Raw genomic sequence first — 16,273 nt, forward strand, 5'->3', positions numbered from 1 at the left:
ACCAGAGAGGTTCTGTGCTGCGAAGACCGCTATTCTACACACAATTTTGAGCACCACGCAAGTTCCGCGAAAAAACTTGCAGAAAGACTGCCAAGCCCTCTTCCAAGATCGCATAACAACAAAAAAGCGCCTGGACCGCAGTCCAGGCGCTTTTTTGTCACAACCAACCGCAGGGGCCGATCAAATCTTCCACTTCTCCATCAGACTGGCAGGGCGCAGAGTGTCGTAGCCTTCGAACGGCTGGTGGATCCAGGGGTTGGTGGCCAGGAACTCCACCGAATAGTCGGGGGTGAACTTGGAGATGCCCTTGGTCCACAGCACAGCACTGCGCAACTCGGTGATAGGTGCGTAGTTGGACTTGAGCATCTGGATGACGGCGTTCAAGGTATGACCGGAGTCAGCCAGGTCGTCCACCAGCAGCACGCGGCCTGCGATTTCGCCCTTTGGGGTGGTGATGAAACGAGCGATATCGAGATGCCCCTGCTGGGTACCAGCTTCCGCGCGGTAGGAGCTGGTGGACATGATGGCAAGCGGCTTGTCGAAGATGCGGCTCAGGATATCGCCGGGACGCATCCCTCCACGAGCCAGGCATAGGATGGTGTCGAACTCCCAGCCGGACTGGTGGATCTTGATCGCCAGTTTTTCGATCAGGCCATGGTATTCGTCGTAGCTTACGTACAGGTGCTTGCCGTCTTCAGTCAGCATAAAAAGGTCCTTCTTTCAGCAGAAAGGGTTCAAGGTGTCTATCGATCAAGCCTGGTAGGGATCCTGCATCAGGATCGTGTGATCCCGATCCGGGCTGGTCGAGATGATCGCCACCGGAACACCAGTGACTTCTGCGATACGCTCCAGATAGTTGCGTGCAGCCTGCGGCAGCTTGGCGTAGTCCACCACACCCACCGTGGAGTCGGTCCAGCCGGGCATGCTTTCATAGATGGGCGTGCAGCGGGCGATCTCGTCGGCCCCCATGGGCAACAAATCGATCGTCTCGCCATCAAGCTCATAACCGATGCACAGCTTGAGTTCCTGCAAGCCGTCCAGCACATCCAGCTTGGTGATGCACAGGCCGGATAGGCCATTGACCTGCGCAGAACGCTTGAGCAAGGCGGCATCGAACCAGCCACAACGGCGGCTGCGACCGGTGGTCACGCCCTTCTCGGCTCCCACGGTACTCATGTGGTAGCCAGGCGTACCCTCCTTCTCCCAATCCAGTTCGGTGGGGAACGGACCGCCACCCACACGGGTGCAATACGCCTTGGTGATGCCCAGGACGTAGTGCAGCATGCCGGGGCCCACGCCAGAGCCGGCAGCCGCATTGCCTGCGACACAGTTACTGGAGGTCACATAGGGATAGGTGCCATGGTCCACGTCCAGCAAAGTGCCTTGCGCGCCTTCGAACAGAAGATTGTCGCCAGCGGCATGCAGCTCATTCAGCTCCTTGGAGACATCGGCCATCATGGGCTTCAGCAGCTCCGCGTGGCGCATGGCCTCTTCATAGACCGGATCGAACTGCACTTCACCGTTCTTGATATAGGGATCGAGTGCCGCACCGAAAGCCAGCTTGTCCGATCCCAGGAAGGTCTTGAGCACATGATTGTGCAGGGCCAGCAGCTCGCGCAGCTTGGTGGCAAAGCGCTGGGGATCCTTCAGATCCTGCACGCGCAGGGCGCGACGGGCGATCTTGTCCTCGTAGGCGGGGCCGATGCCACGGCCCGTGGTGCCGATCTTCTCGACACCGCTGTTCTCGCGCGCGGCTTCGCGTGCCAGATCCAGCGCCGCATGGAAAGGCAGGATCAGCGGGCAGGCTTCGCTCACGCGCAGGCGCGAACGGACTTCGACGCCGGCCTTTTCCAGCCCCTGGATCTCCTCGAACAGCTTGGCCGCCGACAGCACCACGCCGTTGCCGATGAAGCACTTGACGCCAGCACGCATGATGCCGCTGGGAATCAGGTGCAGCGCGGTCTTGACGCCATTGATCACCAAGGTATGGCCGGCATTGTGGCCGCCCTGGAAGCGCACCACGCCTTGGGCGCGCTCGGTCAGCCAGTCCACCAGCTTGCCCTTGCCTTCGTCACCCCACTGGGTACCCACGACGACAACATTGCGACCTTTGGTAGCTTTCATCTCAATCCCAATCCAAGTACTAATTACCGTTAAATGGCTTGCACGACCCACTGGCCCGCCACTTCGGCAAGCTCACGATCACAGCTGAATTCATCGACTTCATCATCATGGCCCGGCAGTGCGCAGACCACGGTTTCGCCCGACTGGCGCAGGCCTGCGATGGCCAGGCGCAGATCGTCACGATCGAGCCAGGGCGCTCGTATGGCAGCCTTGAGCGGGCGCGGCTGTACCACCGGGACCAGTTGCTTCAGGTCCAGGCTGAAGCCCACCGCCGGACGACTGCGCCCGAACGAGGCTCCGACTTCGTCGTAGCGCCCGCCGCGCACCAGGGCGTCGGTCACGCCTTCGGCATAGACGGCAAAGCGCATGCCGCTGTAGTACGAATAGCCCCGCAAATCAGCCAGATCGAAAGTAATGGCCGAGGCATCGATGGATTGCGCCAGACGGCGCAAATCCGCGATCACCGGCGCCATGCCGGCAATGCCGGAGAAGCGCTTCTCGGCCTCGTCCAGCACGGCGATGTCGCCGTACAGATCCAGCAAGGCCAGCAAGCCATCGCGAGCAGCCGCCGGGAATCCCTGGGTCACGGCATTCAGCTCTGCCGAGTCCTTGACGGCCAGCGCCGCATGGACGCGCCGCAGCACGGGCAGATCCACCGGCACGCCGGCCAGCAGATGGCGCACGATGCGCACATCAGCAAGATCCACGCTGAAGTCTCCCAAACGCGCCACACGCAGGCATTCGGTGGCCAGCATGATGGACTCGATCTCTGCGTCGATGCCGCTATGGCCGTAGATTTCGGCGCCGAATTGCAGCTGCTCGCGCGTCGCATGCGGCCTGTCAGGGCGGGCATGCAGCACCGGGCCGCAGTAGCACAGGCGGGTGACTCCACGGCGATTGAGCAGGTGGGCGTCTATGCGCGCGACCTGCTGCGTGGTGTCGGGACGGATACCCAGGGTACGGCCGGAGAGCTGGTCCACCAGCTTGAAGGTGAGCAGGTCCAGCGCCTCACCAGAGCCGGAAAGCAGGGAGTCGAGATGCTCCACCAGGGGTGGCATGACGAGCTCGTAGCCGTAACTACATGCTGCATCCAGCAATCCTCGCCGCAATTCTTCGATGTGGCGCGCTTCGGACGGCAGCACATCGGCAATGTGATCCGGAAGGATCCAGGCAGACATGTGAAGGAATGTGAGGCTGTTAAAAACGCGATTCTACAAGCAGAGCTTGCCCCCGGCTCCCACTCGACCAAAAGCCAAGGCTGGGACACCCGTAAAAAAGCCGCATGGCTTGCACCATGCGGCCCCAGGCAAATCCTTACCTATCAAGGCTTGGAGCCCGACCCCCTATAGGCCTTGAAGAATTCGGAGGATGCGGGATCCACCACCATGATGTCGCTCTTCTTGTGGAAGCTGGCCTTGTAGGCCTCCAGGCTGCGGTAGAACTGCGCGAACTGCGGGTCCTTGCCAAAAGCCTCGGCATAGACGCGTGCCGCTTCCGCATCGCCCTGACCCTTGAGGGCCTGCGCATCGCGGTACGCATTGGCGACCGTGACTTCGCGCTGGCGGTCGGCATCGGCGCGGATCTTCTCGCCCACGGCGGCGCCCGTGGAACGCAGCTCGTTCGCAACGCGTTTGCGTTCGGCTTCCATGCGGCGGTAGACCGATTCCGTGATGGCTTCCACATAGTCGACCCGCGTGATGCGCACGTCGACGATATCGATGCCCCAGGGCTTGCTGCCCTTTACCGAATCCAGCACTTCGCGCTTCACATCGGCCATCAGCTGCTCGCGCTTGACAGAGATGAGGTCCTGCACCGTGCGGCGGTTCACCTCTTCCTGGAAGGCATTGCGCACCACGCGGTTGAGCTGGGTGGCGCCAGCGCTTTCGCTCACGCCCACGTTGCGGATGTATTCCGACGGATCGGTGATGCGCCAGCGCACATACCAGTCGATCACCACACGCTGCTTCTCGGCCGTGAGCATGGACTCGGTGTCGGTGCTGTCCAGCGTGAGCAGGCGCTTGTCGATGTACGAAACGTTCTGCAGCGGCGGCGGCAGCTTGAAGTTCAGCCCCGGCTCGGTGATGACGTCCTTGATCTGCCCCATGGCATAGACCACGCCGAACTGGCGCTGGTCCACCACGAACAGCATGGAACTCGCCAACGCCAGCAACACCAGAACGGTGGATGCGATAAAACCCAATCGATTCACAAGCAACTCCTAGCGAGACTCACGGTCACGGGAACGGGCCGTATCCCGGGCCCGGGATTCATACGAGGGTGCGGGCGCAGTGGCTGCAGCCGCCCCGTTGCCGGCGCTGGACGGGGCAGCATCGCTCCCCGCCGGGGCAGCAGTATTCCCCGACTGCTGCATGATCTTGTCCAGCGGCAGGTACAGCAGATTCGATCCCTGCTTGGAGTCCACCATGACCTTGGTGACGCTGCTGTAGACCTGCTGCATGGTCTCGATGTACATGCGATCCCGCGTGACCGTGGGTGCCTTCTGGTATTCAGCATAGACCGACGAGAAGCGCTGCGCATCACCCTGCGCCTGTGCAACGATGCGCTCCTTGTAGGCAGAGGCTTCCTCCATCAGGCGAGAAGCCGTGCCCTTGGCGCGGGGAATCACCTCGTTGGCATAGGCCTCGGCATCGTTCTTTGCTTTCTCGCGCTCCTGGCCGGCCTTGAGCACGTCGTCGAACGAAGCCTGCACTTGCTCGGGCGGACGCACGCCGCCCTGCTGCAGATTGACGCCGACGATCTCCACACCGATCTTGTAGCGGTCGAGGATGGTCTGCATCAGGGTACGCACTCGGGGCGCAATCTGGTCGCGCTCGTCGGCCAGCGCTGCATCCATCTTCATCTTGCCGACGACTTCGCGCACCGCGGTCTCGGCCACCTGGATCACTGTGTCCTCAGGACGCTTGCTCTCGAACAGCCAGGCCCGCGCGTCGCTCAGGCGGTACTGCACCGCGAGCTTGATCTCCACGATGTTTTCATCTTCGGTAAGCATGGCCGACTCGCGCAAACCAGTGCTCTTGACGATGCTGTCGCGGCCGACATCGGCAGAACGTATCTGCGACACATACACCAATTCATGGCGCTGGATCGGATACGGCAGCCGCCAGTTGATGCCCGCACCCACGGTCTTGTTGTACTTGCCGAACTGCGTGATCACCGCCTGCTGGCCTTCCTGCACGATGAACAGGCCGGTACCCAGCCAGATCAGCACCGCTACGCCGGCCACCATGGCCACGCCCAGGCCTGCGCCCTTGAAGTCCGGCGGCTGGCCACCACCCGACGGGGAGCGGCCGCCTCCGCCGCCAAACAGGCCGCCGAGCTTCTTGTTGAAGTCCTGCCACAGCTCATCCAGGTCTGGCGTATTGGCACCGCCCGGGCGGCGGGGACGCTGGTCTGCCGGAGTGGGCGACGGGGATGGCGGGCGCGGAGACTCCGCGCCAGGGCCTTGTTGCCCCTGGCCATCGTTTTTCCCTTCGTCGCCACGCCCCCAGCGCGGATCGTTCAGATTGAACATCCCGCGCATGCCTTGCCCCAGCGGAGCCCATCGAGGAAAACGAAGCTGAAATTTCATTACTGGTGTCTCAATCTACTGAGAGAAAGAAGTGATCGGTATCAAGCAGGCTATTTTGGCAAACTACAGCTGAAGACCGCGTAATTCATCCTCACCCTGAGGGGGCATGGCACGCTCGTTGGACTGCAGCACGACCTGGGTCAGGTGCGCACGCACGGCGTCCAGCCCCAGGCCCTTGCCCGCGCTGACGTAGAACCGCGGTATCTGCACCCCATCCATCTCGAAAGTATCCGCCAACAGCAGCGGCTGCCGCTCTGCTTCAATTGCATCCAGCTTGTTGAATATCAAGACCTGGTCGATGCCATCGGCGCCGATTTCGCGCAGCACCTTCTGCACCTGCTGGATCTGCTCGCGCCAGCCTTCGTTCGATGCGTCCACCACATGCAGCAGCAGATCGGCATCCACGGCCTCCTGCAGGGTCGCCTCGAAGGCGCTGACCAGGCCGTGCGGCAAGTCGCGGATGAAGCCCACGGTATCCGACAGCGAGACCGATGCGCCCGCGCCCTCCAGGTACATCTGGCGGGTGGTCGTATCGAGCGTGGCGAAGAGTTGGTCGGCCGCATAGGCCCGCGCCTTGACCAGCGCGTTGAACAGCGTGGACTTGCCGGCGTTGGTATAGCCCACGAGCGAGACATTGAAGGTGTCGCGCCGCTCGCGTTGGCGCCGCTGGGTGGCGCGCTGCTTCTTGACCTTGGACAGCCGGTCCTTGGTGCGCTTGATCGCATCGTTGATCATGCGCCGGTCCAGCTCGATCTGCGTCTCGCCCGGACCGCCACGCGTGCCGATGCCGCCGCGCTGGCGCTCCAAATGTGACCAGCGGCGCACCAGGCGCGTGCTCAGGTATTGCAGGCGCGCCAGCTCGACCTGCAGCTTGCCCTCGTGGCTGCGCGCGCGCTGGCCGAAGATTTCCAGGATGAGCAGCGTGCGATCGTTGACCGGCATCTGCAGGTGGCGCTCCAGGTTGCGCTGCTGCGCCGGGCTCAGCGCCTGGTCGAACAGCACCTCCTGGGCGCCGAAGGTCTGGGCCAGCAGGCGGATTTCATCGGCCTTGCCGCTGCCTACGAACAGCGCCGCATCGGGCACCTTGCGCTTGCAGGTGAGCCGGGCCACAGGCCGCAAACCGGCCGTTTCAGCCAGCATGCCCAGCTCTTCCAGCTCGGAATCGAAGTGCGGAAAACCAAAATCCACCCCAATCAGGATGACCGGGGTGGATTTCTTGTCGTTGTTTACTTGTTGAAGCGTCAATTTATTGCGATCCAGAGGTGCGATGCACGTCTGTTCGCACGTCTGAGCTTAGTAGGTTCAGGCCGACGCGTCGGCGTCGGAATTGTCAGCGGTGGAGAAGTTCACCGCACGTCCTGGGACGATGGTCGAGATCGCGTGCTTGTAGACCATTTGCGTCACGGTGTTGCGCAGCAGCACCACGTACTGGTCAAACGACTCGATCTGGCCTTGCAGCTTGATGCCATTGACCAAGTAAATGGACACCGGCACATGCTCGCGGCGCAGCGCGTTCAGGAAGGGATCTTGCAAAAGTTGGCCTTTGTTGCTCACGATATTTTCTCCGTGTTCTAGAGGTAGTTGTTGTAAATCGTCACCTTACCACAGGCAACTGCCATCGGATTTCCAAAGGGCTTTAATCCGGTAAATTTCTGGTGACAGGCCTGTGCCACGCAGGCCATCAGCTATCGTCTTTGTCGGCGTACGGGTTGTGCGAGGTCTTGAACTCGATGCGCAGCGGCGTGCCCACCAGGTTGAATTCCTTGCGGAAGCGCCCTTCCAGGAAGCGCTTGTACGCATCGGTCACATGCTCCAGTGAGTTGCCGTGGACCACGATGACCGGCGGGTTCATGCCGCCCTGGTGCGCATAGCGCAGCTTGGGGCGGTAGGCGCCGACCTTCTTCGGCGTCTGGTACTGCACTGCTTCGAGCAGCAGGCGCGTGAGCACCGGCGTGGGCATCTTGCAGGTGGCCGCCTTGTGGGCCTGCACGATGGAGTTCCACAGCGGGCCCAGGCCCTGGCGCTTCTTGGCGGAGATGAAGTGCAGCGGCGCGAACTTCAGGAACGACAGCCTCAGCTCGATCGAGCGCTCCAGCATCTGGCGGCCGTAGTCGTCCAGCGCATCCCACTTGTTGATGCCGATGACCACCGCGCGGCCGCTTTCCAGGATGAAGCCCGCGATGTGCGCGTCCTGGTCGGTCACGCCCTGGGTCGCATCCAGCAGCAGCACGACCACGTTCGCGGACTCGATGGCCTGCAGGGTCTTGACCACCGAGAATTTCTCGATCGCCTCGAACACCTTGCCCTTGCGCCGCAGACCGGCCGTGTCGATCAGTTCGAAGCGCTCGCCGTTCTTCTCGAACGGCACCGAGATCGCATCGCGCGTGGTGCCAGCCAGGTCGAAGGCGATCAGGCGCTCTTCGCCCAACCAGGTGTTGATCATCGTGGACTTGCCGACGTTCGGCCGCCCGGCCACCGCCAGGCGGATCGCACCGGTTTCGACCTCGGGTTCGTCGTCTTCCTCGGGGGGCGGGGGCAGCAGGCCCAGCGCCATGTCCACGATGCCGCGAACGCCCTGCCCGTGCGCCGCGGACACCGGCTGCACCTCGCCCAGGCCCAGCTCGTAGAACTCGGCCAGTTGCGCTCCGTCCTTCATGCCCTCGGCCTTGTTGGCGATGAGCAGGCAGGGCTTGCCCAGGCGGCGCAGATAGTTGGCGATGTCGTGGTCCTGGGCGGACAGGCCCAGGCGCGCATCGACGACGAACACGACCACATCGGCCTCGGCCACGGCCTGCTGCGTCTGCTTGGCCATCTCCTTGAAGATGCCGCTGCCCGCATCGGGCTCGAAGCCGCCGGTGTCGATCACGATGTACTCGCGCCGCCCTTGCCGGCCCTGGCCATAGTGGCGGTCACGCGTCAGCCCGGCATAGTCGGCCACGATCGCATCGCGCGACTTGGTCAGGCGGTTGAAGAGCGTGGATTTGCCCACGTTGGGCCGCCCCACCAGGGCAATCACAGGTTTCATCACGGGTCAGTCCTATCTATGGACTATCAAAAAATATAGCTGCTCGCGCTTGATACATAAGCGCTAGCAGCCAATTTCATTCAAAAATCTCTATTCCGGCTTGAAGCCGTATACCGCGCCGTTGTTGGTCTGTACCACCAGCGTGTTGCCGGCGACCACCGGCGCGACGGAGATGCCGGAGCTGTCGGTGCCGAAGCGGTTGAGCGGCGAGCCGTCCTTCACGGCCAGCATGTGGACCGTGCCGGTCTCGTCGCCGAAGACCACCGATCGGCCCAGCACCAGCGGCTGGCTCAGCTTGCGGTAGCGCAGCCGGTTGCTGGTCCACTGCACGCTGCCGGTATCGCGGCGCCAGGCGGTGATCACGCCGTTGGCGTCGGCACCCACCACCACGTCCGCGTTGCCGCCGATGCCGTGGATGCCTTCGGACTTGACGGTCCACTGCAGGCGCGCCGAGTCCATGTCCACGCAGCCGACAGCCATCTGGTAGGCGCGCGAGCAGAAGCTGCTGCCCACGCGCGACACGCCGCCGACCAGCTCCACCAGGCGCTCCACGTCGTTGGTGCCGCGGGCGCTGGCGATTGGCACTTCCCAGCGCACGCTGCCGCTGTTCGGGTCCACCGCCATGAAGCGGCCGGACACGCCGGCGACCAGGGTGTCCTGGTAGGCGGTCAGCACGCCGCTCTCGCGCAGCACCAGCGCATCGCCGGTCTTGGCTTGCGCCCACAGCGGCTCGCCGGAGGCGGCGTCGTAGGCGGAGATCGAGCGGTCGGCAGACAGCACGAAGACGCGCTTGCCGGCCACCAGCGGCGCGGTGTAGACACGGCTGGCCAGGCGCTTGCGCCAGGCTTCGCGGCCGCCCTTCAGCGCCACCAGGTAGCCACCGTCGGTGACCACGGCGGCCCATTCGCCGTCGCTGCCCACGCCCGCGGCCAGGCGCTGGCCCACGCTCGCGCGCCACAGCTCGGCGCCGGTGTCGGCATTGAACGCGGCGAGCTGCCCGTCGGCCGAGCCGGCGGTGACGGTGTTGCCCGTCACGTTCAGCACCAGCGTGGGGTTGGCCTTGGCCACCGGGCGCTGCCAGGCCTGCTTGACATCCAGCAGCGCCACATTGGGTTCGAGCTGCGCCGGCTTGCGGGTGTCGGACGAAAACAGCGAGCAGCCGGCCAATGCCGCCACGAGACTCGCCATGGCAGCGGCCGTCATGGTCCGCCTGAAGGCTGCCGCCGTGCGGGAAGCCTGGATTGATGTGCTGTCCATCATGTGCTCGCGCCTTTTCACTTCACGTCTTCACCCAATGCGTTCAGCTTCACACTGACCACATTGCGGTATTCCTGGCCCGGCTCCGCCTTCTGGTAGGCGGTGCGGTAGGACTCGATGGCCTTCTGCGGCTCGTTCTTCAGCAGGTAGATGTCGCCCTTGCGGTCGGCCACCAGCGCATCGAACTCGGTGGGCATCTTCTGCTCGAGCTGCTTGAGTGCCTCGTCATAGGCCTTGCCGTCCATCAGCAGCGCCGCCAGGCGCAGCCGCGCCACGGCCTTCAGGCCATCGTCGGAGGCATTCTCGGCCACCCAGGTCAGCGCGCTCTTGGCGTCGTCGGCATTGCCCTTGTCGCTGGCGGCCTTGGCGACCAGCAGGCCGGCCTGCGCGGCCTGGATGGTGCCGCCGTAGTTGCCGCGCAGGTCGGAGAAGGCCTGGTCGATGCGGGCCTTGTCGCCGGCGTTGACCGCCGACTCGACCGCCGTGACCAGCGCCGAGGACTGCCCCGCCTGGCGGTTCTGCCAGTACTGGTAGCCGTTCCACACCGCAAAGCCGCCGAGCACGATCACCAGCACCGAGGTGATCAGGTTGCCCCACTTGTTCCAGAAATGCTTGAGCTGGTCTAGCTGTTCCTGTTCTTCCAAATCGAGATGACTGGCCATAGCTTGATTTCTTCTAAGGTATTAAACGATCACGACTGCAGCTCGGCTGCCCATTGCGCCACCGCGTCGAGCGCACGCTCGGACTGCGCGCCTGCGCCGTCGCGCAGCTGCTTGACGGTGACGGCGTTGCGCGCCAGCTCGTCGGCGCCAAACACCAGAGCATACCTTGCGCCGCTGGCGTCGGCCTTTTTGAATTGTGACTTCATGCTGCCCGCACCCTCGGCGCCGCCCGCATGCTGCACCACGCGCAGCCCCCGGGCGCGCAGCGCCTCCAGCAAGGTGATGACGGGCGCCAGCGGCGTGCCCGGCGGCACCACGGCGTAGGCATCGGGTTCGGCCGACGGCATGGGCAGCTCCAGCTCCTGCGCCAGCAGCAGCAGGCGCTCGATGCCCAGGCCGAAGCCCACGGCCGGCGCGCTCTTGCCGCCGAGCTGCTCGATCAGGCCGTCGTAGCGGCCGCCGCCGCAGACCGTGCCCTGCGAGCCGAGCTGGTCCGTGACCCACTCGAACACCGTGAGGTTGTAGTAGTCCATGCCGCGCACCAGGCGCGGGTTGATGCGGTAGGCCAGGCCCACGGCGTCCAGCACCGAGCGCACCGCATCGAAGTGCGCGCGCGATTCTGCGCCGAGGAAGTCCATCAGCTGCGGCGCCTGCTCGATCAGCGCCTGCATGGCGGGGTTCTTGCTGTCGAGGATGCGCAGCGGGTTGCTGTGCAGGCGGCGGCGGGCGTCTTCGTCGAGCTGGTCGGCGTGCTGCTCGAAGTAGCGGATCAGCGCCTCGCGGTGCTCGCGGCGCTCGGCCGGCTGGCCCAGGCTGTTGAGCTCGAGCCGCACATGCTGGCCCTCGACCAGGCCCAGCTCGCGCCACAGCGCGCGCGCCACGAGGATCATCTCGGCGTCCACGTCGGGGCCGGCAAAGCCCAGCGCTTCCACGTCGAGCTGGTGGAACTGGCGGTAGCGGCCCTTCTGCGGGCGCTCGTGGCGGAACATCGGGCCGTGCGTCCACACCCGCAGCGGGCCGTTGTAGAGCGCGTTGTGCTCGACCATGGCGCGCACGATGCCGGCAGTGGCCTCGGGCCGCAGCGTGAGCCGGTCGCCGTTCATCGAGTCGGTGAAGGAGTACATCTCCTTCTCGACGATGTCGGTCACCTCGCCCAGGCCGCGCACGAACAGCGCCGTCGGCTCGACGATGGGCGTGAGCAGGTACTGGTAGCCGTAGCTGGCCAGCACCTTGCGCACCGCCGCCTCGAACCACTGCCAGCGCGCCGCGGTGGGCAGCTTCTCGGTGCGCGGCACCGATGCCGGGAGGATGTCGTTCATGCCCTTGACGGCAGTGAGCTTGGCGGGTTTGGCCGCGGAAGTCGGAGAACTGGTCACAATAGTTTTTTGAATCAAATCAGCCTCCAGCGCTTACTACACAAGCGCCAGCAGCTATGGTTTTTATCAGATCTGCTTGCCGCCGAAACGGCGCTCCACATAGTTTTCCACGATCTGGTGGAATTCCTGGGCGATGTGCTCGCCGCGCAGCGTCAGGGCCTTCTCGCCGTCGATGAACACCGGCGCCGCCGGGGATTCACCGGTGCCCGGCAGGCTGATGCCGATGTCGGCATGCTTGCTCTCGCCGGGGCCATTGACGATGCAGCCCATCACCGCGACCTTCATGCGCTCCACGCCGGGGTACTTCACGCGCCACACCGGCATCTGCGAACGCAGGTGGTCGTCGATCTGCTTGGCCAGTTCCTGGAAAGTGGTGCTGGTGGTGCGGCCGCAGCCGGGGCAGGCGGTGACACTGGGCACGAACGAGCGCATGCCCAGGGCCTGCAGGATTTCGCTGGCCACCACGACCTCTTGCGTGCGCGCCTCGCCGGGCTGCGGCGTGAGCGATACGCGGATGGTGTCGCCAATGCCCTCCTGCAGCAGCACGGCCAGCGCGGCGGCCGACGCCACCGTGCCCTTGGTGGCCATGCCGGCCTCGGTCAGCCCCAGGTGCAGCGCATAGTCGCAGCGCGCGGCCAGGCCGCGGTAGACCGAGATCAGGTCCTGCACGCCGCTGACCTTGCACGACAGGATGATCTGGTTGCCCGACAGCCCCATCTCCTCGGCACGCTGCGCAGACGACACGGCCGACGCGATCAGCGCCTCGTACATCACCTGGCGCGGGTCCCAGGGCGCGGCGCGGCGCGTGTTCTCGTCCATCAGCGCGGCCAGCAGTTCTTGGTCCAAACTGCCCCAGTTCACGCCGATGCGCACGGCCTTGTCCCAGCGGATGGCGGCCTCGATCATCTGGCCGAACTGCTTGTCCTTCTTGTCGCCCTTGCCCACGTTGCCGGGGTTGATGCGGTACTTGGACAGCGCCTGCGCGCAGTCGGGAAACTCGGTCAGCAGGCGGTGGCCGTTGTAGTGAAAGTCGCCCACCAGCGGCACGTTCTCGCCCATGCGGTCGAGCTGCTCACGGATGTAGGGCACGGCCTGCGCGGCCTCGGGCGTGTTGACGGTGATGCGCACCATCTCCGAGCCCGCCTGGGCCAGCTCCCGCACCTGGATCGCCGTCTCGATGGCATCGACGGTGTCGGTGTTGGTCATCGACTGGATGCGCACCGGCGCATCGCCGCCCACCGTGACGACGCGGTCGCCCCAGACCACCCGCGCCTGGCGGGTCGTGTGCGGCGCGGGGGCGGCCATCGCCACCGGAGCCTGATTGCTGCTTGCTTGCTGCACTGCTACTTCACCTCGAAACGTGCAATGGTGCCCTTGCCGACGATGGCAGCCAGATCCAGCGGCTCGCCATGCACCTGCACCTCGACACCACCCTTGGCATTGCCGATCACAACGCGCCAGGGCGGCGTACCAGTGATTTCCTGCTCCTGCCCGGCCTTCAGGGTCTTCTCGAAGACCACCTTGCCCTTGATTTCCTTGACCTGCACCCAGGTGTCCTGCGTGACGCGAACCTTGAGCGGGGCCGCCGCCGGCGCCGGGGCCAGCGCCGTGGTCAGCGCCAGATCCTGGGGCGCTGCGGTAGCAGCGGGCGTGGCCGCGCCATCGGCCGGCACGACCGCCACCGGGGCAGGCGCCACAGGCGCCGTAGCCTCGGGCGCTACCGGCTCGGATGCAGCCGCTACGGTGTGCGCGCTCCACCAATCCTGCAACTGGGGATAGAAAAGCGCCAGCACGGCAGCCAGCAACAGCACGCCGACCAGACCCAGCCAGTACCAGGTGGGCCGCGATGCCGAGGTATCGAGCCGGGCCACACGAGACTGCGGCATCTTGGCCTGCAGCGGCTGCTTGGCCGCCATCAGCGACTGGACCCGGCTTTGTGGCAGCTTGGCCAGGATGGGCGCGGCCTCGAGTCCCAGTGCGCGGCAGGCGGCAGACGCCAGGCCGCGGGCGAACACGATATCGGGCAAGGCCGCCCAGTCGTCGCGCTCCAGCGCCTCCAGCTTGGCAGGAGCCACTTTCAGGCTCGCAGCCAGCGCCGCGAGCTGCACGCCGTAGGCCTCGCGCGCCGCGCGCAGCATGGCGCCCGCCGAACTGCCCTGGTCCACCGCTGCCTCGGCAGCATCGCTGCCGGCATTTTCAACGCCATCGGGTTGAATCAAGTCTCGCCTCCGTTTGCATACCGTGCCCACTCCTTGGAGTCGGGAAAGCGCTTCTGCAGCTGGCCGGCCAGCTGGCGCATGGCCATCCGGTCGCCCAGCGCGCGTTCCACCTGGATGCCCAGGTACAGGGACTCCGAGTTGGCCAATTCGCTGTTATTAAGGCGCCGAATGTAGAACTGCGCCCGTTTTTGATCGCCGCGCTGGTGCAGCAGCTTGGCCAGGTTGTACGACACGACCGGATTGCCCGCGTCGTATTCGTAGGATTTGAACAAGGCCGTCTCGGCCTGCTGCGGCTTGCCCGCCGCCGCATAGCACAGGCCCTGGGCCATCAGGGTCTTGCCCTGCTGGTAGTAATGCCGTTGCACCAAGGCCTGGCCGAACTGCTGGTCGGCCGCATCGAACTTCTTTTCCTGGCACAGCAGCCAGCCGTAGTTGTGCATGACGTTGGCGTCGGCGGGCTTGAGCGCCAGTGCCCGGCGGAAGCTCTCGTCGGCGCTGTCGGCATCGCCCAGCTGCATGTAGATCAGCCCGCGCATATTGTGCGCATCGCCGTTCGACGGATCGATGAGCAGCACCTGCTTGATCTCATCGAGCGCAATGGTGGGCTTGCCGGACTGGAAATAGCTCGCGGCCAGTTCCAGGCGGATGCGTGCGCGGCGGTGCAGATCGGTTTCGTCGGCAGAGACCCCCGCGGTCTCGGCATCGTCCCGCCTGGCAGGTGCGGCGCAGCCGGCGAGCTGGGTGGCCAGCACGGCGGCCAATGCCACGGCATATGCCATGCCGCGCCCCGCTCGCGAGTATGTGCCCGATACCCGTGCCATGCTGCCTCCCCTCATCGGTGTGTGGACCCGCGCCGTCAGGGCAACTGGGCCAGGGGGATCACGCGCGCACGCGCCATCCGCTCGGCGACGCGGGTGCGATCCTTGACATCGCCCGCCAGTTGCCCGCATGCCGCATCGATGTCATCGCCGCGCGTCTTGCGCACGGTCGTGACGATGCCCGCGTCGGACAAGATGCGCGCGAACTCCGTCACGCGCGCCGCGGGGGATCGTAACAGACCGGAGGCCGGGAAAGGGTTGAACGGAATCAGGTTGAACTTGCACCAGGCGCCGTCGCGGCCTGCGTGCGCGCGCACCAGCGCTATCAATTCCTGGGCATGCGCGGGCTGGTCGTTCACGCCGTCGAGCATGCAGTACTCGAAGGTGATGAAGTCGCGCGGCGCAAATTCCAGGTAGCGCTTGCAGGCCTGCATCAGCTCATCGAGCGGGTATTTCTTGTTCAGCGGCACCAGGCCGTCGCGCAGGGCATCGTTGGGCGCATGCAGCGACACCGCCAGCGCCACGGGGCTGTCCTGCGACAGGCGGTCCATCATCGGCACCACGCCGGAGGTGGACACCGTGAGCCGGCGCCGCGACAGGCCGTAGCCATGGTCGTCCAGCATGGTGCGCAGCGCGGGCACCAGGGCCGAGTAGTTCTGCAGCGGCTCGCCCATGCCCATCATCACCACGTTGGTGATCACGCGCTGGTCGGTGCCGAGGCGCTTGCGCAGCGCATGCTCGGCATACCAGAGCTGGGCGATGATCTCGCCGGTGGACAGGTTGCGGCTGAAACCCTGGTGGCCGGTGGAGCAGAAACGGCAGCCCACCGCGCAGCCCGCCTGGGACGACACGCACAGCGTGCCCCGGTCGGACTCGGGAATGAATACGGTTTCGACGGCATTGCCGTCACCCACGTCGAACAGCCATTTGACGGTGCCGTCGGAAGACACATGCTCCGAGACCACCGGCAGGGCCGTGACATGGCAATCGTGTTTGAGTTTTTCGCGCAGCGACTTGGCCAGATCGCTCATCTGGTCGAAGTCCGAAGCGCCGCGCTGGTGGATCCAGCGGAAAAGCTGTGTGGCCCGGAAACGCTTCTCCCCCAGCCGCTCGCAGAAAGCGGTCAAACCAGCCAAGTCCAGGTCGAGCAAGTTGGTGGTCATGGGAGTCGTCGGGCCTTTGAAACAGGTTCCCCACGGCACG

The 16,273-nt window shown here is 64.8% G+C and carries 15 protein-coding genes; all 15 read right to left on the reverse strand.

The features are described 5' to 3' along the window. Positions 1 to 180: 180 nt before the first annotated feature. The 15 genes from ACYVKR_RS14105 to rlmN all read right to left on the reverse strand — a co-directional run bounded on the left by ACYVKR_RS14105 (position 181) and on the right by rlmN (position 16,233). Complete coding sequence (locus ACYVKR_RS14105; protein ID WP_460481552.1) at positions 181 to 705, reverse strand: phosphoribosyltransferase; 525 nt, start codon at positions 703 to 705, stop codon at positions 181 to 183. 45 nt (positions 706 to 750) lie between these two features. Continuing rightward, the gene (locus ACYVKR_RS14110) at positions 751 to 2,124 is read right to left on the reverse strand and encodes an adenylosuccinate synthetase (protein WP_460481553.1); all 1,374 of its coding nucleotides are present in this window, start codon (positions 2,122 to 2,124) and stop codon (positions 751 to 753) included. A 29-nt stretch (positions 2,125 to 2,153) separates the two neighbouring features. Beyond that, entirely contained in the window at positions 2,154 to 3,302 is a 1,149-nt protein-coding gene (locus ACYVKR_RS14115; RefSeq protein WP_460481554.1) for an ATP phosphoribosyltransferase regulatory subunit, read from the reverse strand. A gap of 143 nt (positions 3,303 to 3,445) precedes the next feature. Next, positions 3,446 to 4,333, reverse strand: a complete 888-nt coding sequence (gene hflC, locus ACYVKR_RS14120) for a protease modulator HflC (RefSeq protein ID WP_460481555.1) — start codon at positions 4,331 to 4,333, stop codon at positions 3,446 to 3,448. 9 nt (positions 4,334 to 4,342) lie between these two features. Next, the gene (gene hflK / locus ACYVKR_RS14125) at positions 4,343 to 5,713 is read right to left on the reverse strand and encodes an FtsH protease activity modulator HflK (protein WP_460481556.1); all 1,371 of its coding nucleotides are present in this window, start codon (positions 5,711 to 5,713) and stop codon (positions 4,343 to 4,345) included. A gap of 63 nt (positions 5,714 to 5,776) precedes the next feature. Continuing rightward, entirely contained in the window at positions 5,777 to 6,958 is a 1,182-nt protein-coding gene (gene hflX, locus ACYVKR_RS14130) for a GTPase HflX (RefSeq protein WP_460481557.1), read from the reverse strand. A 57-nt stretch (positions 6,959 to 7,015) separates the two neighbouring features. Next, positions 7,016 to 7,267, reverse strand: coding sequence for an RNA chaperone Hfq (hfq, locus tag ACYVKR_RS14135; protein ID WP_460481558.1), 252 nt, complete (start codon positions 7,265 to 7,267; stop codon positions 7,016 to 7,018). Positions 7,268 to 7,394: 127 nt separating this feature from the next. Next, entirely contained in the window at positions 7,395 to 8,738 is a 1,344-nt protein-coding gene (der, locus tag ACYVKR_RS14140) for a ribosome biogenesis GTPase Der (protein WP_460481559.1), read from the reverse strand. Positions 8,739 to 8,828: 90 nt separating this feature from the next. Then, positions 8,829 to 9,941: a PQQ-binding-like beta-propeller repeat protein gene (bamB, locus tag ACYVKR_RS14145; protein ID WP_460481560.1), complete on the reverse strand. Its 1,113-nt coding sequence runs from the start codon at positions 9,939 to 9,941 to the stop codon at positions 8,829 to 8,831. 71 nt (positions 9,942 to 10,012) lie between these two features. After that, a complete protein-coding gene (locus ACYVKR_RS14150; protein WP_460481561.1) occupies positions 10,013 to 10,657 on the reverse strand; it encodes a YfgM family protein in 645 nt (214 codons plus the stop codon). Between the two features lie 29 nt (positions 10,658 to 10,686). Beyond that, positions 10,687 to 11,976, reverse strand: a complete 1,290-nt coding sequence (gene hisS / locus ACYVKR_RS14155) for a histidine--tRNA ligase (protein ID WP_460481810.1) — start codon at positions 11,974 to 11,976, stop codon at positions 10,687 to 10,689. Between the two features lie 123 nt (positions 11,977 to 12,099). Next, positions 12,100 to 13,338, reverse strand: a complete 1,239-nt coding sequence (ispG, locus tag ACYVKR_RS14160; protein ID WP_460481811.1) for a flavodoxin/ferredoxin-dependent (E)-4-hydroxy-3-methylbut-2-enyl-diphosphate synthase — start codon at positions 13,336 to 13,338, stop codon at positions 12,100 to 12,102. Between the two features lie 38 nt (positions 13,339 to 13,376). Then, positions 13,377 to 14,252 (reverse strand): helix-turn-helix domain-containing protein, encoded by an 876-nt coding sequence (locus ACYVKR_RS14165; protein WP_460481562.1) that lies wholly within the window; start codon positions 14,250 to 14,252, stop codon positions 13,377 to 13,379. Next, positions 14,249 to 15,031 (reverse strand): type IV pilus biogenesis/stability protein PilW, encoded by a 783-nt coding sequence (gene pilW, locus ACYVKR_RS14170; RefSeq protein ID WP_460481563.1) that lies wholly within the window; start codon positions 15,029 to 15,031, stop codon positions 14,249 to 14,251. The genes ACYVKR_RS14165 and pilW overlap by 4 nt, the downstream gene beginning before the upstream one ends. 77 nt (positions 15,032 to 15,108) lie before the next feature. Continuing rightward, on the reverse strand, positions 15,109 to 16,233 hold the full coding sequence (gene rlmN, locus ACYVKR_RS14175; RefSeq protein WP_460481564.1) for a 23S rRNA (adenine(2503)-C(2))-methyltransferase RlmN: 1,125 nt from the start codon (positions 16,231 to 16,233) through the stop codon (positions 15,109 to 15,111). Positions 16,234 to 16,273: the final 40 nt, after the last annotated feature.

It is taken from the genome of Comamonas humi (assembly GCF_054782535.1).